The 17,766-nt window shown below is 62.9% G+C and carries 21 protein-coding genes; 2 read left to right on the top strand and 19 right to left on the bottom strand.

Annotated features, from left to right (window positions below):
* Nucleotides 1-42: 42 nt before the first annotated feature.
* The 9 genes from C0V76_RS13330 to nifH all read right to left on the bottom strand — a co-directional run bounded on the left by C0V76_RS13330 (nucleotide 43) and on the right by nifH (nucleotide 6,379).
* Nucleotides 43-240 (bottom strand): hypothetical protein, encoded by a 198-nt coding sequence (locus C0V76_RS13330; protein WP_101943005.1) that lies wholly within the window; start codon nucleotides 238-240, stop codon nucleotides 43-45.
* Between the two features lie 19 nt (nucleotides 241-259).
* Nucleotides 260-589 carry a N(2)-fixation sustaining protein CowN gene (gene cowN, locus C0V76_RS13325; protein WP_101943003.1) on the bottom strand — a complete coding sequence of 110 codons (330 nt, stop codon included), beginning with the start codon at nucleotides 587-589 and terminating at the stop codon, nucleotides 260-262.
* Nucleotides 579-857: a DUF6129 family protein gene (locus C0V76_RS13320; protein WP_101943002.1), complete on the bottom strand. Its 279-nt coding sequence runs from the start codon at nucleotides 855-857 to the stop codon at nucleotides 579-581. Before C0V76_RS13320 ends, cowN begins: the two co-directional genes overlap by 11 nt.
* A complete protein-coding gene (locus C0V76_RS13315) occupies nucleotides 854-1,573 on the bottom strand; it encodes a dinitrogenase iron-molybdenum cofactor biosynthesis protein (protein WP_101943000.1) in 720 nt (239 codons plus the stop codon). Before C0V76_RS13315 ends, C0V76_RS13320 begins: the two co-directional genes overlap by 4 nt.
* An 85-nt stretch (nucleotides 1,574-1,658) precedes the next feature.
* The gene (locus C0V76_RS13310; protein ID WP_101943200.1) at nucleotides 1,659-1,856 is read right to left on the bottom strand and encodes a 4Fe-4S binding protein; all 198 of its coding nucleotides are present in this window, start codon (nucleotides 1,854-1,856) and stop codon (nucleotides 1,659-1,661) included.
* 22 nt (nucleotides 1,857-1,878) lie between these two features.
* Nucleotides 1,879-2,100 (bottom strand): putative nitrogen fixation protein NifT, encoded by a 222-nt coding sequence (nifT, locus tag C0V76_RS13305; protein ID WP_101942998.1) that lies wholly within the window; start codon nucleotides 2,098-2,100, stop codon nucleotides 1,879-1,881.
* A gap of 96 nt (nucleotides 2,101-2,196) precedes the next feature.
* Nucleotides 2,197-3,792 (bottom strand): nitrogenase molybdenum-iron protein subunit beta, encoded by a 1,596-nt coding sequence (gene nifK, locus C0V76_RS13300; RefSeq protein WP_101942997.1) that lies wholly within the window; start codon nucleotides 3,790-3,792, stop codon nucleotides 2,197-2,199.
* A gap of 116 nt (nucleotides 3,793-3,908) precedes the next feature.
* Nucleotides 3,909-5,381, bottom strand: a complete 1,473-nt coding sequence (nifD, locus tag C0V76_RS13295; protein ID WP_101942995.1) for a nitrogenase molybdenum-iron protein alpha chain — start codon at nucleotides 5,379-5,381, stop codon at nucleotides 3,909-3,911.
* A gap of 116 nt (nucleotides 5,382-5,497) precedes the next feature.
* A complete protein-coding gene (gene nifH / locus C0V76_RS13290; RefSeq protein ID WP_101942994.1) occupies nucleotides 5,498-6,379 on the bottom strand; it encodes a nitrogenase iron protein in 882 nt (293 codons plus the stop codon).
* 158 nt (nucleotides 6,380-6,537) lie between these two features.
* Between nifH and C0V76_RS13285 the strand changes: the two genes are divergently transcribed.
* Nucleotides 6,538-7,452, top strand: a complete 915-nt coding sequence (locus C0V76_RS13285; protein ID WP_101942992.1) for an NAD(+)--dinitrogen-reductase ADP-D-ribosyltransferase — start codon at nucleotides 6,538-6,540, stop codon at nucleotides 7,450-7,452.
* 3 nt (nucleotides 7,453-7,455) lie between these two features.
* Here the strand turns inward: C0V76_RS13285 and nrdG are convergent, their stop codons facing one another.
* The 10 genes from nrdG to nifB form a co-directional block, all read right to left on the bottom strand.
* Entirely contained in the window at nucleotides 7,456-7,944 is a 489-nt protein-coding gene (gene nrdG, locus C0V76_RS13280; RefSeq protein WP_101942991.1) for an anaerobic ribonucleoside-triphosphate reductase activating protein, read from the bottom strand.
* Nucleotides 7,941-10,127 (bottom strand): anaerobic ribonucleoside-triphosphate reductase, encoded by a 2,187-nt coding sequence (gene nrdD, locus C0V76_RS13275; RefSeq protein ID WP_101942990.1) that lies wholly within the window; start codon nucleotides 10,125-10,127, stop codon nucleotides 7,941-7,943. Before nrdD ends, nrdG begins: the two co-directional genes overlap by 4 nt.
* A gap of 189 nt (nucleotides 10,128-10,316) precedes the next feature.
* Nucleotides 10,317-11,084, bottom strand: a complete 768-nt coding sequence (locus C0V76_RS13270; RefSeq protein ID WP_101942989.1) for a metal ABC transporter permease — start codon at nucleotides 11,082-11,084, stop codon at nucleotides 10,317-10,319.
* On the bottom strand, nucleotides 11,081-11,983 hold the full coding sequence (locus C0V76_RS13265) for a metal ABC transporter solute-binding protein, Zn/Mn family (RefSeq protein ID WP_101942988.1): 903 nt from the start codon (nucleotides 11,981-11,983) through the stop codon (nucleotides 11,081-11,083). Before C0V76_RS13265 ends, C0V76_RS13270 begins: the two co-directional genes overlap by 4 nt.
* A 10-nt stretch (nucleotides 11,984-11,993) precedes the next feature.
* Entirely contained in the window at nucleotides 11,994-13,382 is a 1,389-nt protein-coding gene (locus C0V76_RS13260; RefSeq protein WP_101942986.1) for a TonB-dependent receptor, read from the bottom strand.
* Nucleotides 13,383-13,470: 88 nt separating this feature from the next.
* A complete protein-coding gene (locus C0V76_RS13255) occupies nucleotides 13,471-13,806 on the bottom strand; it encodes a hypothetical protein (protein ID WP_101942985.1) in 336 nt (111 codons plus the stop codon).
* A gap of 85 nt (nucleotides 13,807-13,891) precedes the next feature.
* A complete protein-coding gene (locus C0V76_RS13250) occupies nucleotides 13,892-14,866 on the bottom strand; it encodes an ADP-ribosylglycohydrolase family protein (RefSeq protein ID WP_101942983.1) in 975 nt (324 codons plus the stop codon).
* An 11-nt stretch (nucleotides 14,867-14,877) separates the two neighbouring features.
* On the bottom strand, nucleotides 14,878-15,282 hold the full coding sequence (locus C0V76_RS13245) for an ArsC/Spx/MgsR family protein (protein WP_101942982.1): 405 nt from the start codon (nucleotides 15,280-15,282) through the stop codon (nucleotides 14,878-14,880).
* A gap of 1 nt (nucleotide 15,283) precedes the next feature.
* Nucleotides 15,284-15,556: a 4Fe-4S dicluster domain-containing protein gene (locus C0V76_RS13240; protein WP_101942980.1), complete on the bottom strand. Its 273-nt coding sequence runs from the start codon at nucleotides 15,554-15,556 to the stop codon at nucleotides 15,284-15,286.
* 45 nt (nucleotides 15,557-15,601) lie between these two features.
* Nucleotides 15,602-17,110 carry a nitrogenase cofactor biosynthesis protein NifB gene (gene nifB / locus C0V76_RS13235; protein WP_101942978.1) on the bottom strand — a complete coding sequence of 503 codons (1,509 nt, stop codon included), beginning with the start codon at nucleotides 17,108-17,110 and terminating at the stop codon, nucleotides 15,602-15,604.
* A 237-nt stretch (nucleotides 17,111-17,347) separates the two neighbouring features.
* Between nifB and C0V76_RS13230 the strand changes: the two genes are divergently transcribed.
* Nucleotides 17,348-17,653, top strand: a complete 306-nt coding sequence (locus tag C0V76_RS13230; protein ID WP_101942977.1) for a DUF5710 domain-containing protein — start codon at nucleotides 17,348-17,350, stop codon at nucleotides 17,651-17,653.
* The last annotated feature ends 113 nt before the right edge of the window (nucleotides 17,654-17,766 follow it).

The following is a 17,766-nucleotide window of genomic DNA, read 5'->3' as shown; positions in this document are numbered from 1 at the left end:
TTCGGGAGTGGGTAATGGCGTGGTCTGCGCTGAGGGCGTGATTCAGGATTGATCCGGTTTGCAATCGCAGCCGGTTTGCTGACCGGGGCCGCTGCAGCAATCATTTTTCGGCGTGCGCCCGAGGATCAGATTGAACAGCGAGCCGATGGCCTGTGCAGCTTTGCAGGGCACACCATGGGTAGCAGCACAGAATTTCTCGTGCAGGTTCTGGGCTTCGCCTGCGGGCTTTCCTTGGCACATGAGGGGTTCTCCAGAGGCTTCAGCAGCATTCCATTTCGATCTTGTCGAGCAGCTGCAGGGCTTCGACATCGTTCAGGGTTTCCAGCTGGTCGCGCAGGATGTTGATGTGCGCGTGGATCAGGAACAGCTCGTCATGGCGCGGCCCACTGATGGGAGAGAGCTTCTTCGCAAACAGCGTCCAGAATGGATTGCTGTACTCGGGCTGCTCCATGTAGGGGCGCAGCATGCCCACCAGCTTGCGGGCCTGGCCGTTGCAATCGAGGCCGACAAAACTCACGTAGCGATCGCGCGCCTCGCCGGTTTCATCGGCGCCTTCCTGCAGGCAGGGGCAGGGGGCGTCATTCCTCATCGTTGAGCAGTCCGATCGCAAGGCCGCCTGCGCCTTCAAGCTGGGCGGTGAGAGCGGCGCAGTGCTCGCCGGTGTTGATGGCATACAGCGCAAAGCCTTCTCCTTCGGCTACCGGTTTGAGGCGCGAAGGGATGTCGTTGTCGTCGCAGACCTTGAAGATGAGGCCGGGAAAGGCCTCGCGCAGCTCGGCGTCTACGCCCGGGCGGCGGGCATTGCCGTTGGCGAGTGCGTGGCACACGGTGTCGAGAAACTCCGGCGTGAGGCTCATGCTTCCTCCTCCTCGGCCTCATCGATCATGCTGGCAAATTGGGCCAGTGAGGGGGGGGCCATGCCCATCACCCGGGCCAGCCAGGGCGGTGGACTGGAAAGGCTGCTTTGCAGACGAGCTACGCTGGCGCGGGCCGGGCCGGTCTGCGGGATCTTCACCGGATGCACGCTGGCGCGGATGACCTTGGCAGCGGCCGGACCACCGATGGATTGCACGTAGAGCACATCACAATCGGCGATCAGATTTGCGCGGGCGACGTTTTTGTCCTCGGCCATTTCGGTGTCGAGGGTCGGGCGGATGCCGATCAGGCGGGATTCACTGGCCGAAACCTGATAGATCAGGAAACGTTCGCAGCTGCCGAAGTGCCCATCCAGGATTTCGCCGGTATTCGATGCGCAGGCGAGACGGATCGAACCGGGCATGTCGCCTTCGAGGTAGATATCCAGCGCCGGCAGGTCGCTGCCGGATACGCCTTCACCCCATAGCAGGCGCACAGCGCGCTTGAGATCTTCCTTCTCCATCTGGCAGATGCCACCATCGCCATCCATGGCTTCGCGCAGCAACTCGACCGAGCAGGTGGCGAGCTTGGTTTCGGTGAGGGGCAGGTCGATCTTCTCGGCGATCGCAAGGGTCAGCTCACGTGGCGTGACCTTCAGTTCGAGCGCCGCCAGACCAATGCGCAGTGCGGCTTCGCGGGTGATGGAGGTGTTGGTCATGGCGAGGCTCCCTTTTGGGGCTGGGGTTCAGGGGTGGTTCGGCGGGAGGCGGTGGGTCGTCCGGCGGGAAAACCCACTTGGGCTGTCACATATAGACGATGCAGGCATCACCCGAAGCGCAGGTGGCCTGGCACTTGGGGCCATCGTCACCGTCTTCGCATTCGTTGCAGGTATCGGCCTTGATCTTGACGATGCCGCCCTTGTCGAAGATCGAATTGGTCGGGCAGACCGGGATGCAGTCGCCACAGCTGCTGCATTCGGCGACGAGGATTTTCATTGCCATGATGTGCTCCTTGGTCTCAGGTTCATTCCACGCCATCTACACGCCTGGCCCGTACGGAAATGGGCAGGCGTGGCGCGGGGATCGGATCGATGTAATAGACGCCCCCGTTCCCCAGCTTGATTTCGCCGCCCCATTTTTCCGGGGAGTCGAATTCGATGGAGGTGATGCTGTCCTCGATGTCGCGTTTGGGCAGGTAAAACGAGAGACCGCCGTCTGCGCTTTTACGAACCATGATGTTGGCCATGGGGAAGTACCGGGTGCTGGGTTAGGCGTTGTAGGGTGCGCACCGCGCACCGTATGCGCGGGTACGGTGGTGCGCAGTGCGCGCCCTAAGCTTGGGTTAGCGAACGATGTCGAAGTTGTAGTCCGTGTCGGCCATGAACTTGGTCTTCTCGTCGAGTTGCTCCAGCACTGCGTTGGTCAGCGTGGTGACGAGGTACATGCCGCCCTCGTAACCCAGCGTGGTCATGCGGTGCAGGTGGTGACGATCGAAGATCGGGAAGCCGATACGGATCAGCGGCACTTCGAATTCCGGCCCCTTGTGCAGGGTGTCGCGCTGGATGGTCTTGCCGTAGGTGCTGCCGACGATGAAATCAGGCTTGTCGGTGAAACACAGGCTGCGCATGTGCCACAAGTCGTAACCCGCATACACCTTGCCATGCACGCCGTAGGGCGAAGATTCGAGCAGGGCCTTCATCCGCTTTTCCCAGCGTTTGTTGCTGTTGTTGCAGAGGATGTGGGTCGGCTCGATACCCAGTTCCAGCATCACCTTGACGAGGCCCAGCAGGAAGTCCGGGTCACCGAACACGGCCATCTTCTTGCCATGCAGCCAGGCGTGGGAGTCGGTCATCATGTCGACCAGGCGGCCACGTTCCTTCAGCAGCGATTCCGGGATCGGCTTGCCAGTGACTTCCGAGACCTTCATCAGGAACTCGTCGGTCCACTCCACCCCCATCGGGATGTTGATCTTCGGTACTTCGTGGCTCCAGGTGCCTTCCACGAACTTGCGGCTCTTTTCCAGGCTGGTGGGCTGGAGCATGAAGGTGGTGATGGCGTTCGGAGCATCCACCACTTCTTCAATGGTCGTGCCGCCGGCATACATTTCGTATTCGCCGTTGGCCGGGGTGTCGAGCACTTCTTCCGGGTCGCACAGGAAGCTGTAGCCCACGCCCATCTCGCGCATGTAGCGCTTGATCACGCGGTAGTTGCCCAGGTAGGTTTCGAAGCCCGGCACGATGTTGATCTTGCCATTGCTGCCCGGGGTGGCCGGCACTTTTGTGGTGGCCTGGCCAGTGGCTTCATCCACGCCTGCCGTGAAGTAGCTCACGATGCCTTCGAACATGTTGTCCCAGCCAGTGATGTGGGAGCCGACGAAGGACGGAGTGTTGGCGTAGGGGATCGGGAAATCCTTATCCACATAGCCTTCCTTGCGGGCGTTGCCGATGAAGGCGCCCAGGTCGTCACCGATCACTTCGGCGATACACGTGGTGCACACCGCGATCATCTTCGCGCCGTAGAGCTTGGTGGCGTTCTGCAGGCCTTCATGCACGTTCTTCTGACCGCCGAACACCGCAGCATCTTCCGTCATCGAGTCGGCGATGTAGGCGATCGGCTCCTTGAAGTGACGGTTGAAGTAGGTGCGGAAGTAAGCCACGCAGCCTTGCGAGCCGTGGATGTACACCATGGTCTTCTCGAAACCCATGCCGCACAGGGCACCACCGAGCGGCTGGCAGACCTTGGCCGGGTTGATCGTCAGCGCTTCGCGCTTGAAGTTCAGGTCCTGATATTCCTGAGTGGTGGTCCAGGCAAAGGTCTCGGCAACCTTGTCCTTGGAGGGCATTTCTTCCCACAGCTCACGCTTCTTGGCGAGCAGGTCCTGATATTCCGGTTCGTTGAAGAGCGGGAAACAGGTCTTGGTATCTTCGACGGTTTGCATCTTGTATCTCCTTGCCCGGCCAACTAGCTGTGGACGCGGGCGAAGCTTGATTGATCGCGGCGCATACATGCCGCGGCTCATAGGTAGGGTGCGCAATGCGCACCCTACGGTCCGGCTTAGGCTGCCTTCAGTTCGCCTTCGGCCTCATCCTTGAGCCAGGGCGCCTTGAGCATGTTCCAGCACGGGTTATTCACGGTCATGTCCATGTCGCGGGCGAAGATGGCGAAACCATCGAAGCCGTGATACGGGCCGGAGTAATCCCAGGAGTGGAGCTGGCGGAAGGGCACGCCCATCTTGTGGAAGGCATACTTTTCCTTGATGCCGGAGCCGATCAGATCGGGCTTCAACTGACGCACGAATTCTTCAAACTCGTAGCCAGTGACATCGTCATAGATCAGGGTGGCGTCCTTCATTTCCTTCATGGTGCGATCGTAGTCATCGTTGTGCGCGAACTCGTAACCGGCACCGATCACTTCCATGCCCAGATCTTCGTAAGCACCGACGGTGTGGCGCGGACGCAGACCACCCACGTAGAGCATGACCTTCTTGCCCTGCAGACGCGGCTTGAACTTGGCGATGATCGCGTCCATGGCCGGGGTGTACTTGGCGATGACGCGCTCGGCACCTTCCTGGATCTTTTCGTCGAAGTGCGAGGCGATTTCGCGCAGGCTCTCCTTGATCTTGGTCGGGCCGAAGAAGTTGTATTCCAGCCAGGGAATGTTGTACTTCTCTTCCATGTGGCGCGCGATGTAGTTCATCGAGCGGTAGCAGTGGAGGAGGTTCAGCTTCACCTTGGGGGTGTTTTCCATTTCGGTGAGGGTGCCGTCGCCGGACCACTGGGCCACCACGCGCAGGCCCATCTCTTCGAGCAGGATCCGCGAGGCCCAGGCGTCGCCGCCGATGTTGTAGTCGCCGAGGATGGCTACGTCATATGGCGTGCCTTCGAAGGCTTTCTCGTCGCGGTTGGAGATGATGAAGTCGCGCACCGCATCGTTGGCGATGTGGTGACCGAGCGATTGCGACACGCCGCGGAAGCCTTCGCAGCGCACCGGGATGATGGTCTTGCCGATTTCAACCGCCTTTTTCTTGGAGACGGCTTCGATATCGTCACCGATCAGGCCGACCGGGCATTCGGATTGCACCGAGATGCCCTTGGAGAGCGGAAACAGGCCTTCCAGCTCATCGATCAGCTTGGCGAGCTTCTTGTCGCCGCCGAACACGATGTCCTTTTCCTGGAAGTCAGAGGTGAAGTTGATGTCGCAGAAGGAATCCACGCCCGAGGTGCCGACAAAATAGTTGCGGCGGCCACCACGCGAGTAAGCGCCACAGCCAACGGGGCCGTGCGAAATGTCGATGATGTCCTTGATTGGACCCCACACCACGCCTTTGGAGCCTGCGTAGGCGCAGCCGCGCTGGGTCATCACGCCCGGCAGCGACTTGCGGTTGGAGGTGATGCACTTCTTGGATTGCTCGATGGACTTGTCATTCACCATCAAGTGTTTGGCACGGTCCTTCTTGGCCTTCTCGGGATAAACCTCCAGCACCTCTTCAATGAGGGCCTGGGCTTGCTCGCGGGTGAGCTCAGACATTTGATTCTCCTTTGCACCGGGCTATAGCGCGCCACGGGGCACAAGCGTTGAATATTCACTCTGGCGTCACCCCGGCACAGGCCGGAATGACGTCTTGTTTGATGCTTTGCTTGTGATCAGGCAGCCAGTTCGGCGGCGGTCTTGCCGACGATCTTTTCGTCTTCCACTTCCATGATCCCGAACTCCATCAGCAGCTCTTCCAGCTCTTCCATTTCGAGCGGGTTGGGGATGATGAACTTCTTGTTTTCCACGATCTTGCGGGCCAGTTCGCGGTACTGATCGGCCTGGCCGTGGGTCGGGTCATACTCGATCACCGTCATGCGGCGGATCTCGGCGTGCTGCACCACGTTGTGACGCGGCACGAAGTGGATCATCTGGGTGCCGATCTTGGCGGCCAGGGCTTCGATCAGTTCATCTTCGCGGTCGGTGTTGCGGCTGTTGCAGATCAGGCCTGCGAGGCGCACACCACCCGAGTTGGCATACTTCACGATGCCCTTGGAGATGTTGTTGGCGGCATACATGGCCATCATTTCGCCGGACACGACGATGTAGATTTCCTGTGCCTTGCCTTCACGGATCGGCATGGCGAAACCGCCACACACCACGTCACCCAGCACGTCGTAGAACACGAAGTCCAGGTCTTCCTCGTAAGCGCCTTCTTCTTCAAGGAAGTTGATGGCGGTGATCACGCCGCGGCCGGCGCAACCCACGCCCGGCTCCGGGCCACCGGATTCGGCGCATTTCACGCCCTTGAAACCCACCTGCAGCACGTCTTCCAGCTCCAGGTCTTCCACGGAGCCGGCATCAGCGGCCAGCTGCATGACGGTGTTCTGCATTTTTGCGTGCAGGATCAGACGGGTCGAGTCGGCCTTCGGATCGCAACCAACGATCATGACCTTCTTGCCCGCCTCGGCCAGTGCGGCCACGAGGTTCTGGGTAGTGGTGGATTTTCCGATACCACCCTTGCCGTAAATTGCGCATTGACGCAGTTTTGCCATGGTGCTTCTCCTTGTGGAACAGTGAGTCGGGGGTCAGGCATATGTGTTGCGTGATTTCCTGCGACACTGGCCTGACGGCTCGCACTACAAGTCGCAACGCTCGTGCCAGAAGCCCGAAAACCCACCCAATGCCTTGTGTGGCAAGGAGAAAGCCCGAAATGAATGATTCCTCAGGCAGTGCGGCTTGCGACAAAGCCCCGGCGCTGTGTAGGGATGGCGACAAGGCTGGAGGCGCAAACGAGGGGGTTGTTCACGACAATCCCACTTTGCCGAGCTGGGCCCGCTTGCCGATCAATCGTTGCAACCTGCCGGCGGTGATTCTGGGCAGCCTGACCTATCAGCACACGCCTGCGCCGCTCATGCTCGACGGAGTACATGAGCTGCACCGCGACTTCTTCCGCATGCTCAATACACGTGAGACGGCGGAAGAGCGCGTGCAGCTTTTTCACGACTACATGACGATGTGCTTCCGGCTGGAATCGCTGGAGGACGCCGGCTTCGCGCCGGGCATGGCGAAGAACCGCGGCAAGCTCAATTACCTGAAGCTCATCCGCGGCTGGCATTTCAACTCCGACAGTGTTGAAGGCGCGGTGCTGAAAGCCTGGGTGGAATCACGCTTCGGCCTGCTGCCGCGCCATCACCGCGCCCCGATCCGTGATTTCTCCAGCGAACCTTACCGCCTCTATCTGGAGCAGCGGGCCACCGGGCTCTACAACACCAATGCCCTCGAATCCCAGCTTGATCTGGTCTACACCTTTACCCAGATCGAGCTGGCCCGCCGCTATCCGGAAACGCAGCACTTTCGTCTCTATCGCGGCGTGAATCGCTGGGAAGCGCACGAAATTCTGGGCGAGCGGGTTTCGGGAGGAAAGCGCGAATCCATCCTGCTGCTCAATAACGTGAACTCCTTTTCCACCGACTTTGAACGGGCCGGCGAATTCGGCGATCACGTGATTGCCAGTGAGGTTCCGCTGACCAAGATCATCTGCTGTGCGCAGGTGATGCCGGGGAAGCTGCAGGGGGAGGGCGAAGCGCTGGTGGTGGGCGGTGTCTATGAAGTCAGGCGCATGTAATGCTCAGGCGCTCTGCAACTGGCGATGGCCGGCTTCGGCCCGACGCAGCTCGGCCAGCCGGATCAGGCGCTGATTGGCCGAGCCGCGCCAGGGCAGGGTAGTGGGCTGGTCCTGCAGATAGGGGCCGTCGATCAGCACATCGACATCCTGCAGCAGTGCCAGATGCTGTATGTCTTCATACAGGTAGCCGGTCCACAGCCAGATGTCCTTGTGTGGATAGCGCTGCTTGAAGGCGCGGCACAGCGCAGCGATGGCTTCGCGGTTGGCCGGCAGTAGCGGGTCGCCGCCGGAGAGGCTCAGGCCATCGTGATCGGCGCACAACTCCAGAATCCGCTCGCGGACTTCAGCCGTGAAGGGCTGGCCGGCGAGCCGGTTCCAGGTGCTGCGGTTGTAGCAGCCGGGGCAGGCATGCGCGCAGCCGGTGACGAACAGGGTCAGGCGCAGGCCTTCACCATTGACCACGTCACAGGCGTAATAGCGCTCGTAATTCATGCCATCAGGGCTTCGCTCTGCGCGGCTTGAACTGGCATGGCTTCCGGTGTCTGGGTGGCCAGATGCTTGACGCGGCGCATCACCTCTTTCTGCTTGCCGGCATTGAAGGGGCGTGCGTTCGGGCTGCCGAGGTAGCCGCAGACGCGGCGCGTAACCGAGAGACTGGCGCCATCGTGGTTGCCGCATTCGGGGCAGGTGAAGCCTTCGGCGGTGGCCAGTGCTTCGCCCATGAAGCCGCACTTGCCGCAGGAGTCCACCGGGGTATTGGTGCCGAAGTAGGGCACGCTTTCCACGGCGTGATCCCAGATGCGCTCCAGGGCCTTCAGGTTGTGGCGCATGTTGGGCAACTCCACATAGGTGATGTGGCCGCCCGAGGCGGAGTCGGCGAAGCCTTTTTCGTACTGGATCTTCTCGAAGGGCGAAACCTTGCGTGCCACGTCGAGGTGGAAGGAGTTGGTGTAATAGCCCTTGTCGGTCACGCCAGGCAGCTCGCCGTAGCGCGCCACATCCAGCTTGCAGAAGCGGTGGCAGAGGGATTCGCTGGGCGTTGAATAGAGCGAAAAGCCCCAGCCGGACTCGGCTTTCCAGCGTTGTACGGTGTCACCCAGATAGGCCACCACCCGGCGCAGGAAGGCTTGCAGGGCCTCATTGTCGAAGGGGTGTTCGCCGCCCGACATCAGCAGCGCCACTTCATGCAAGCCGATGTAGCCCAGCGAGATCGAGGCGCGGCCATTCTTGAACATCGGCAGGATTTCCTCATCCGGCTTCAGGCGCATGCCGAAAGCGCCTTCGGTGTAGAGGATCGGCGCAATGTTGGCCTTCACGCCTTCGAGGCGATCGATGCGCGTCATCAAGGCCTTGTGCGCCAGGGCCAGGCGTTCGTCGAGAATCTCGAAGAAGCGCGTCTGGTTCTGCTGCGCTTCGATGGCGATGCGTGGCAGATTGATGCTGACCACGCCGAGGTTGTTGCGACCGGCCAGAACCTCTTGCCCGCTCTCGTTGCGCCACACGGACAGAAAGCTGCGGCAGCCCATCGGCGAAACCGGCACGCTGGAGCCGGTAAGCTCGCGATTGAGCCTGGCGGAAATGATGTCCGGGTACATGCGCTTGGAGGCGCACTCGAGGGCGAGCTGCTTGATGTCGTAGTTCGGATCTTGCGGCTTGAGGTTGAGCCCTTCCTCGATGAAGAACACCAGTTTGGGGAAGACCGGCGTGATGCCTTCCTTGCCCATGCCCTTGATGCGTACCTGCAGGATGGCGCGTTGCACGGCGCGCTCCTGCCAGCCGCGGCCCATGCCGAAGGAGAAGGTCACGAAGGGCTGCTGGCCGTTGGAGGAAAACAGGGTGTTGATTTCGTACTCGCAGGCCTGGATGCCGTCGTAGGTTTCCTTCTCGGTGCGCTCGCGGGCATAGCGTTCCGGCTCGGCGATGGCGTACTGGCGCGCCACTTCCAGGTTCTTCTCGTAGCTCTTCTGAACGTAGGGTGCGAGGGTCTCGTCAATGTTCGGAATGGTCGTGCCGCCGTACTGATGGCTGGCGACCTGGGCAATGATCTGGGCGGTGACCGCGCAGGCTACGCCGACCGACTTGGGGCTCTCGATGCCGGCATTGCCAAGGTGAAAACCGTTGGCCAGCATGCCTTGCAGATCCACCAGGCAGCAGTTGGTGAAGGGCAGGAAGGGGGAGTAGTCGAGGTCGTGGTAATGCAGGTCGCCGCTGTTGTGGGCCTGCATCACATCCTTGGCGAGAAAATTGCCGGCGAACTGCTTGGAGACGATGCCGGCCATCAGATCGCGCATCACCGGGAAGACGTTGGCATCCTTGTTGGCATTCTCGGTCACCGCATCCTGATCGGTTTTGTCCACCAGGCCCATCAGTTGCGCATGCATCTGGGAGCCGCGCACGCGGATGCTGTCGCGATCATGGCGGTATTCGATGTAGAGACGCGCAACTTCCGGATGCGATTGCATCAACGCGTCTTCCACATACTGCTGGATGGTCGGGATATCGAGCGAGCCAGCCGGGTGTTCGCGGCACTGGGCTTCCACCGCGGAAGCCACCGTCAGTGCCACCGCATTCGGGTTGGGCAACTCGGCTGCCATGGCGGCCTTCTGGCAGGCCACGGCAATCTTCATGATGTCGAAAGGCGCAGAGGTGCCGTCCCGCTTGAGAACTCGCAGCATGGAGATATCCAGGAAAGTAAGAGGTGGAGAGGCCAGGAGGATTGGCCGATTGACTACATATAGTGGCGCTGACGATATTACGCACTACCTATAGTTGGATTGATTCAGGTCAACTTCCGCCACCCCTCCTGCCTCGGCCCACCGGCGCCTGCCTCAATGGGCAGGCGCCCCGGTCTGCAATGCCGGTTTTCAGGTCTGCCCGGGCTTGCTGGCGGGCGCCAGGATTGCCACCGGGATGGCCAGCGCAGCCATGGCCATGACGATCAGTGGCCCGCTGGGCAGATCGAACAGGGCTGAGAGGGTCAGGCCCAGCCCATAGGCCAGTGCGCCCATGCCCCAGGCCACGGCGAGGGCACGTTGGCCCCAGTGGCGGGTGGCCAGTGCCGGGATGATCAGGCTGGCGAATACGAGATAAACGCCGACCAGTTGTACCGAGGCCGTCACGGCCAGGGCGAAGAGCAGGTAGAAGCCGACGCGCCCGAGGTGCTCGCCACTGGCAAACCAGGCGCACAGCACGGCAAAGCTCAGTGCGCCGGTGATGACCAGCTGGGGGGTACTGACCCACAGGATCTGGCCGACCAGCATGTCCTTCAGATGCTCACCACCTTGCGGGTTACCAGCCAGCAGTAGCAGCGCGATACAGGAGGCGAGCACGAAGAGCACGCCAATCAGGGCTTCCTGGATCTCGGGCCAGCGCGCTTCGCTCCAGGTCAGCAGCAGGGCGCCGAGGCCGGCCGCTACGAGGGCGGCAAACTGCACCGCGAGCGTCGAGTCGGCCAAGCCCAGGCTGCCGGCGATGATCACGCCGAGCCCGGCAATCTGCGCGATGGCCAGATCAATGAACACGATGCCGCGCGCCAGCACCCGCTGGCCGAGCGGCACATGGGTGGCCAGCACCAGCAGCCCGGCCACGAAGGCCGGGCCGAGGATGCTGAGTTCGAGCCCGGCGCTGTTCATCGCGCAGCTTTCAGGAGCTGCGCGAGAGTCTCGTCGAAGAGGCTGAAGAGATCCTTGGCGCGCTCATTGCCGCCCACCGTGAAAGGCAGCACCACGACCGGAATTTTCGCGCGGCTGGCAAACCACTCGGCGGCCCGGCCATCGTTATAGGCCGCGCGCAGCACCATGCGGGCCGGGTTCTGCTGCTGGCGCTCGATCAGGGTGGCGAGATGGCCGCTGCCCGGCTCGATCCCCGGCTTGGGCTCGAGCGTGGCGACTTCACGCAGGCCCAGCCAGTCCTGCAGGTAGGGGAAGGCCTTGTGCTGGACGACGATGGGCAGGCCGCGCAGCGGTGTGGCAGCGGCTTCCCAGCGCTGGATCGCGGCTTGCCAGCGGGTACTGAAGTCCGCCAGGCGACGGGCATAGTCCGGGCTGCCGGCCGGGTCCAGCTGGCTCAGGCGCTGGCTCAGCGCTGTGGCCACGCGGGCGATATTGCGCGGATCGGTCTGGATGTGCGGATTGCCGGCAGCATGCACATCGCCATCGGCGCGGTCGGCCTTTGTCGGCACCTCCAGCATGCGCACCGTACTGGCGGCCTCGAAGTAGCCGGGCTGGCCCACCTGTACCGCGGCATTGCCGGACTGGCGCTGCAACACCGGCAGCCAGCCGGTTTCCAGCTCGGCTCCGGTGCATACCAGCAGGTCGGCCGTGCGCACGGCGGCGATCAGGCTCGGGCGGGCCTGGATGTGGTGTACGTCCTGCAGTGCGGTGGTGGCGGTGTAGAGGCTGGCGCGGGGGCCGGCCAATTCCTGGACCAGTGCGCCCCATTCCGGTTCGCAGGCCACCACCTTGAGGCTGGCATGGGCCAGGTTGGCGGCCAGCAGGCCGGCCGCGAGGGCGAGGAGTTTGAGTCGTTTCATGTGGGCCTCCTTAATAGCTGTGGGCGCCGTGGGCGCCGAGGCTCATCTGGTACTGGAGGAAGAACTGATCGTCCTTCACGCCTTCGCGGGATTTATCCAGCGCGTACTGAAAGCGGATGCGCGAGAACTCGGTGGGGGACCAGTCCAGCATGGTGCTGGTGCGCTTGGGCTTGTAATCGCTGTTGGCGAGGAAGGCATTGTTGCTGGCGTAATCGACTGTGCCCGAATCGAGCTGGTCGTAACGCAGGCCCACACGCCAGCGCGGCATGAACTGGAATACGCTTTGCGCATACCAGCCCGATTGTGCCGAGCGGTAGGCATCGCTGAGATTCTGGTTGGCTGTGTCGTAAGCGAGCTCGCCCGTTTCGCGGCGACGGAAGTACTCGCCCTGCAGCTTCAGGTTCATGCGCTCGCCGTTGCCGGCCGGCGCCCACTTCCAGACGCCGTCCAGCACCCATAGCTGGCTGCGGCCGGAGAAGCTGTTGCTGACTTCGGTGCCGGTGAGATCGCTGCTGTCATAGCTGCGCTCGCGCGGGGCAGCCCGCAGCCAGCCCGCGCCGAGCTGCCAGCTGTGGCTGTCGCCCACATCGCCGCCCAGCTTGGCGAAGAGACTGGTGCTGCCGGCGCCGTTCTGCTTGCGCTCAGCGCCGGGGAAGTTTTCGCCTGCGCCGAGTTCGCCGCCGAACTCGAGGTAAGTGCTGGAGGGGGCCAGCCAGCGGAACTGCAGACCGTCCTGGCCATACTGGCCGCCGAGGAAGGCCTGGTAGGCCAGCGGCGCATCAACGAAATCCCAGGTGTGGGCATGCTGGCCGTTCAGGTAGCCGATGCCGGAGAAGAAGCGGCCGGCCTTGAGCTGGGTGCCGGCGGGCAGCGCGCGGGTCTGCACGAAGGCTTCCTCCACGCCGACTTCATTGTCTGCCGAGAGCGCCAGGGTGGCCTGGCCGTAGAAGTAGGGGTCGATGTTGGAGCGCAAACCCAGTTCGGTCTCGCCCAGGCTGAAGCCTTTCTTGCCCGGACCAGTCTCGTCACCGGAAGGCACGAAGTTGCTCATCTGCCAGTTGGCCGGATCGCGCGAGAGATTGGCGTAGGTGCCGGAGAGGATCAGCGAGATTTCCGGGTTGAAGGCATTGGCGGAGGCGGGTGTTGCGGGCGGCGTGGCGGCTGCGGCGGCGACTTTTTCGGCGCTGGCCTGGGCACTCTGGCTGGCTTGCTCGGCGGTGCCCTGAACCTTCTGGAGGCGGGCTTCAAGCTCGCGGATGCGCGCTTCGTAGCCCTGGCGCAGGGCGTCGATCTCCTGGCGGATCTGGTTCAGATCGGTGGCGTTGGCGGGCGTGGCGGAATAGGCGGGGGCGGCGCTCAGGGCGAGCACGGCCAGGGCAATCGAGTTGCGGCGGAACATGGGGAATCCTCGTGAAATACGCTGTGGCGCCCGGTATCGGGCGCGGGAGGCCGAGCCGTGCAAGGGCTGGCTCGGCTGGCAAAGCGGATCAGGCGAGGAGGGCGGGTGGTGCGCGCGAGCGATAGTGCGGCAGCGTGCTGTGCGCGAGGTGCTGAGCGGGAGTGATGAAGCTGATGTGGGTAACGGGCTGGAGGAGCCCGAAGCTTGCCTGGCCGGGCGCAGCCGCGTCGAAAACGGCGAAGGCCAGGCAGAGGGTGCAGGCTTGTTCGCCAGCCGGGTGTTTCCCCCCTTGAGGCAGGTGCTGCACCGTGCTGAGTGCTTCTTCGGCGTGCCCCAGTGCATGCAGCAGGCTGCCCTGCAGCGAGAGCAGGAGGGCGCAGGCGAGTAGCAGGGACAGGAGGGGCCGGAGCGGGCGACGCAGCATGGCCGGCAGGATACGGGGAAGCTGATTTACATGCAACGTTGTTGCATGTGTGGTTTTGCGGGGCCGAATGCGCCTGAAGTGCTGCTCAGCATGCCTGCCAGGCAGGTGAACGCTCGATCAGCGCATCGGCATAGTCGTTGCAGCGGCGCAGCGTTGAACTCTCCAGCTCGCGCAGCCAGCGCTCCGGCAGGCCGGCCTCGCCCACCAGTGCGCCTATCACCATGCCCGCTATCGCGCCGGTGGTGTCGGCATCGCCGCCGCAATTGACCACGTGCACCAAGGCGGACTCGAAGTTGTCGTTGAAGGCGATTCCGCGCAGCACCACGCGCATGCTGTCCACGATGTAGCCGCTGGGGTTCTCGGCGGGGTGGGTGCGGAACTGGAAGAGCGGGAATTCGCGTACCAGCAGATTGGCCTGGGCCATCACGGCGCGCAGGCCACCGCCGCCAGCCTTGCCGACGATGCCGGCCTGCACCATGTTGACCACCGCCAGGGTGGCAGCGTCGGTAAGGATGTTGTGATGGGTGACGCGGGCCTGGGCCAGGGTGGCACGGCCGACCGTATCGGCCGGCGCGCCGAGCAGCGCGATGGCCGTGGGGGCGCAGCGCATCGTGGCACCGTTGCCGGCGTCCTCCGAATACGGCGTGCAGGCCAGACCGGTGTTGCGGAAGCGGGCGATGCCGCGGCGCACGGTGTGGCCGATGTCCACCGGTTTGGCGCGCATCCAGGCATCGAAGGCGCGGGCGTAGTCCTCGGCAGACGGAGCGTGATGATGGGTGAGCCAGGCTTCAGCGAGGGCGAAGGCCATGGTGGTGTCATCCGTGACCTGGCCCGGTGCAAGGCGCAGCCAGCCGCCGCCGCGAATACGATCGTGGCACCCGTACTGGCTGCGGATCTCGCGTGGCGTCATGAACTCCACCGTGGCGCCCAGCGCATCACCCAGCGCCAGGCCCTGCATGGCGCCACGGGCGTGGCTGCGCAGGCGCAGGCGCTCCGGATGGCTGCTGATGCCACGCAGGCTCAGCGCGATGGACTGGAACAGGGGCAGGGTGGCGAGCATGGCGGCGTGGCTCAGCCGCCGCAGGTTGCTTCAACGGCGCTGCAGGATTCGCCTACAGCTTTTACGCCCAGGCCGATCAGGGCATCGAGGCGCTCGGTATCGAAACCGGCGACGCAGGTCGTGCCAATCTGAAGCAGCGGGCGGCGGATCAGCAGGGGCTCGGCGATCATTGCGCGCAGGGCCGAGCTGGTATCGAACATGCCCGGGATCACTTCGCCGGATTTCACGCGTGGGGCGTTGTGGTTGAACCAGTCGCGTACCGGCAGATCGATGAAGAAATCCAGCAGGCGCTGGGCGCTCCAGGGTTCGCGCAGCAGGTCGTGAACGATGAGCTCATGGCCGGCGGCCAGCAGCGCGACCTTTTGCCGGGCATTGGTGCGGCAGCCCGGTTTCTCCCAGAAGTGAACGGTGGCCATCTCATGCTCCTTTCCGTATTTCGGGTGCTGCCAGCGCAGCGATGCAAGCCGTGAGCGAGCCGGGCGGATTCAGTGCGACCCCCAGCTCGTCGAGGATCACGCCTTCAACCGGACAGATTGCCGCGCACTGCGGTGTGGCATACGCCTCCACACATTCGGTGCATAAAGCGCCATCGATCAGGAAGTGCGGACTGGCCTCAAGGATGGCCTCATTCGGGCACACGGGCAGGCAAGCCCAGCAATTGACGCAACCTTCAACGATTTCGAGTGCCATGCATGGACCTCTTGCCGGCTTGGCTCAAGCCATTCATTGCAGGTTTCATGCCCGCATCTGTTCCGCAAACGGAGCCCGCTCGAGCTTGCCCGCAGCCAGCATCTCCTGCCAGACACTCAGCACTGCAGCCTCGATCGCTTCCATGGCGTGCTCGCCATTGGGCTGGATGCCTGCTGCTTCGAGCTTGCTCCAGGGCTCGAAGCCGATGCGCGAGCACAGCACCACTTCGCAGTCCGCCAGGGTGGCGATGGTGCGGGCCAAGGTGTTTTCGGCCTCGCCGCACTCGCTCTCGCCGCCGCAGTATTGCGCGGCGCGGCGTGAGCCGAGAAAGCGCACGCCGGCACTGCTAGCCTCGTAGATCAGGAATTCGCGCGCATGGCCGAAGTGCTGATTGACCAGATCCTGCCCGCTGCTGGCAACCGCCATCTGCACCGGGCGTCCGCGGCTCGGCGCCTTGATCTGCACCACCGGCGCAGCATGGCGGGCGGCTCGTTTCGCTTCCAGCTCGGCATTGATCGAAGCACGCAGGGCCACGCGGCGCGCCATTGCGGCCACTTCATCGATCTCCATGGCCTCGATCTTGTCGAGCGTGAATTCAGCGCCGCGATCCTCGCCGAGCATGCCTACCGCATCGGCGCGGCACTGGCGGCAGTGGCGCATCATGTTCATGTCGCCTGCGCAGGCATCCTGCAGGGCCTGCAGCTCGGCCGGGGTCGGGCCGCGCTGGCCGCTGAGACCGAAGTGGGTGCCGTGCTCGGCCTCCGAGATCAGCGGCATCACGTTGTGCAGGAAAGCACCTTTGGCGCGCACCACACGCGAGACTTCCTTCAGATGTTCGTCGTTAATGCCGGGGATCATCACCGAATTGACCTTCACCAGAATGCCGCGCGCCACCAGCATCTCAAGGCCCTTCTGCTGCTGGGCGATGAGGATCTCGGCGGCCTCGCGGCCGCTGACGCGGCGATGCTCCCAGAAGATCCACGGATAGATCTGTGCGCCCACGTCCGGATCAATGCAGTTGATCGTGATGGTGACGTGATCCACATTGGCGGCAGCGATCTGCTCCACATACTGCGGCAGCATCAGGCCGTTGGTGGAGAGGCAGAGCTTGATGTCCGGTGCGCGCTGCTGCAACGCGCGGAACACTTCAAAGGTTCTGGCCGGATTGGCCAGGGCGTCGCCCGGCCCGGCAATGCCCAGCACGCTCATCTGCGGGATCGCCGCAGCGACAGCCAGAGTTTTCTTGATCGCCTGAGCAGGGCTCAGCACTTCGGACACCACGCCCGGGCGCGATTCATTGCTGCAGTCGTACTTGCGATTGCAGTAGTTGCACTGGATGTTGCAGGCGGGGGCCACCGCCACATGCATGCGGGCAAAGTGATGATGGGCTTCCTCGGAGTAGCAGGGGTGATCCTGCACCTTCTTCTGGATGTCGGCCGTGAGGCCGGCCACCCGGGAGGGCTTGCTGCCACAACTGCCGGCGCTGCAACCGGAATGGGCGGGCGGCGCGCTGAGCGGAGTGCCGAGAATCTGGGAAAGGCTGGGGGCGGACATGCTGGACTCCCGATGTGCTGTTTGCGAAGAGTTCAGCAAATGCCGTGCCCATGGCCGGAAGCCTTTACGGATCAATGGCTTGTTGGCTTCGTGGAGGCTTTGTGTCGGCTTGGTGACAGAGTTGTTTGTGGGGAAGGGCACAGCGACCCCGAGCGCGGTTTCCCGCGCGGCAGACCATCCGGTCTGACAGGCTTGTCACGTATGATGCGTGCCCGCTGTCTTTGAGCCAGACCCCACATGAGATTCGACCTGAAGGTTCCCTTTGCGGAAAAGGATGCAGCCAAGAAACTGGGCGCCCGCTGGGACGCGGCCAACAAACTCTGGTACGTGATGGACAAGGAAGACATGGCGCCCTTCGCGAAGTGGTCGCCCAGCCCGCGCGATGCAGCGAGTGCCACCGCTCCGCAAAATCGTGCGCCGTCAAAATCCCAGATGGAAACCAGCGGCAAACTGCATGTGGGCAGCCAGTACGTGGAGCGGCCGCGCGTGTGTGAATGCCTGCCTTGGGAAGACTGTGCCACATGCCGTGAAGCGTCTGTGTAAGCAGACCTTCAATTTGTAGGGCGTGAAAGCCGAAGGCTTGCGCACCCTCCTGTGTTCAAGTTACGCAGGGTGTGAGTGAGGCCTTGATCCGCGTGCGCAAGAAAAAATTGCGC

The sequence above is a fragment of the Uliginosibacterium sp. TH139 genome (assembly GCF_002855595.1).
Lineage (GTDB): Bacteria > Pseudomonadota > Gammaproteobacteria > Burkholderiales > Rhodocyclaceae > Uliginosibacterium > Uliginosibacterium aquaticum.
This window is presented reverse-complemented; position numbering and strand designations above follow the sequence as displayed.

What these genes read in the sequence shown, in the direction of transcription:
- C0V76_RS13260 (WP_101942986.1), bottom strand. Translation starts at nt 13,382, where the DNA reads ATGTTCCGCCGCAACTCGATTGCCCTGGCCGTGCTCGCCCTGAGCGCC.
- C0V76_RS13255 (WP_101942985.1), bottom strand. Translation starts at nt 13,806, where the DNA reads ATGCTGCGTCGCCCGCTCCGGCCCCTCCTGTCCCTGCTACTCGCCTGC.
- C0V76_RS13285 (WP_101942992.1), top strand. Translation starts at nt 6,538, where the DNA reads ATGAATGATTCCTCAGGCAGTGCGGCTTGCGACAAAGCCCCGGCGCTG.
- C0V76_RS13240 (WP_101942980.1), bottom strand. Translation starts at nt 15,556, where the DNA reads ATGGCACTCGAAATCGTTGAAGGTTGCGTCAATTGCTGGGCTTGCCTG.
- nifK (WP_101942997.1), bottom strand. Translation starts at nt 3,792, where the DNA reads ATGCAAACCGTCGAAGATACCAAGACCTGTTTCCCGCTCTTCAACGAA.
- C0V76_RS13245 (WP_101942982.1), bottom strand. Translation starts at nt 15,282, where the DNA reads ATGGCCACCGTTCACTTCTGGGAGAAACCGGGCTGCCGCACCAATGCC.
- C0V76_RS13320 (WP_101943002.1), bottom strand. Translation starts at nt 857, where the DNA reads ATGAGCCTCACGCCGGAGTTTCTCGACACCGTGTGCCACGCACTCGCC.
- cowN (WP_101943003.1), bottom strand. Translation starts at nt 589, where the DNA reads ATGAGGAATGACGCCCCCTGCCCCTGCCTGCAGGAAGGCGCCGATGAA.
- nifB (WP_101942978.1), bottom strand. Translation starts at nt 17,110, where the DNA reads ATGTCCGCCCCCAGCCTTTCCCAGATTCTCGGCACTCCGCTCAGCGCG.
- nifH (WP_101942994.1), bottom strand. Translation starts at nt 6,379, where the DNA reads ATGGCAAAACTGCGTCAATGCGCAATTTACGGCAAGGGTGGTATCGGA.
- C0V76_RS13230 (WP_101942977.1), top strand. Translation starts at nt 17,348, where the DNA reads ATGAGATTCGACCTGAAGGTTCCCTTTGCGGAAAAGGATGCAGCCAAG.
- C0V76_RS13270 (WP_101942989.1), bottom strand. Translation starts at nt 11,084, where the DNA reads ATGAACAGCGCCGGGCTCGAACTCAGCATCCTCGGCCCGGCCTTCGTG.
- C0V76_RS13315 (WP_101943000.1), bottom strand. Translation starts at nt 1,573, where the DNA reads ATGACCAACACCTCCATCACCCGCGAAGCCGCACTGCGCATTGGTCTG.
- C0V76_RS13250 (WP_101942983.1), bottom strand. Translation starts at nt 14,866, where the DNA reads ATGCTCGCCACCCTGCCCCTGTTCCAGTCCATCGCGCTGAGCCTGCGT.
- C0V76_RS13330 (WP_101943005.1), bottom strand. Translation starts at nt 240, where the DNA reads ATGTGCCAAGGAAAGCCCGCAGGCGAAGCCCAGAACCTGCACGAGAAA.
- C0V76_RS13265 (WP_101942988.1), bottom strand. Translation starts at nt 11,983, where the DNA reads ATGAAACGACTCAAACTCCTCGCCCTCGCGGCCGGCCTGCTGGCCGCC.
- nrdD (WP_101942990.1), bottom strand. Translation starts at nt 10,127, where the DNA reads ATGCTGCGAGTTCTCAAGCGGGACGGCACCTCTGCGCCTTTCGACATC.
- nifT (WP_101942998.1), bottom strand. Translation starts at nt 2,100, where the DNA reads ATGGCCAACATCATGGTTCGTAAAAGCGCAGACGGCGGTCTCTCGTTT.
- nifD (WP_101942995.1), bottom strand. Translation starts at nt 5,381, where the DNA reads ATGTCTGAGCTCACCCGCGAGCAAGCCCAGGCCCTCATTGAAGAGGTG.
- nrdG (WP_101942991.1), bottom strand. Translation starts at nt 7,944, where the DNA reads ATGAATTACGAGCGCTATTACGCCTGTGACGTGGTCAATGGTGAAGGC.
- C0V76_RS13310 (WP_101943200.1), bottom strand. Translation starts at nt 1,856, where the DNA reads ATGGCAATGAAAATCCTCGTCGCCGAATGCAGCAGCTGTGGCGACTGC.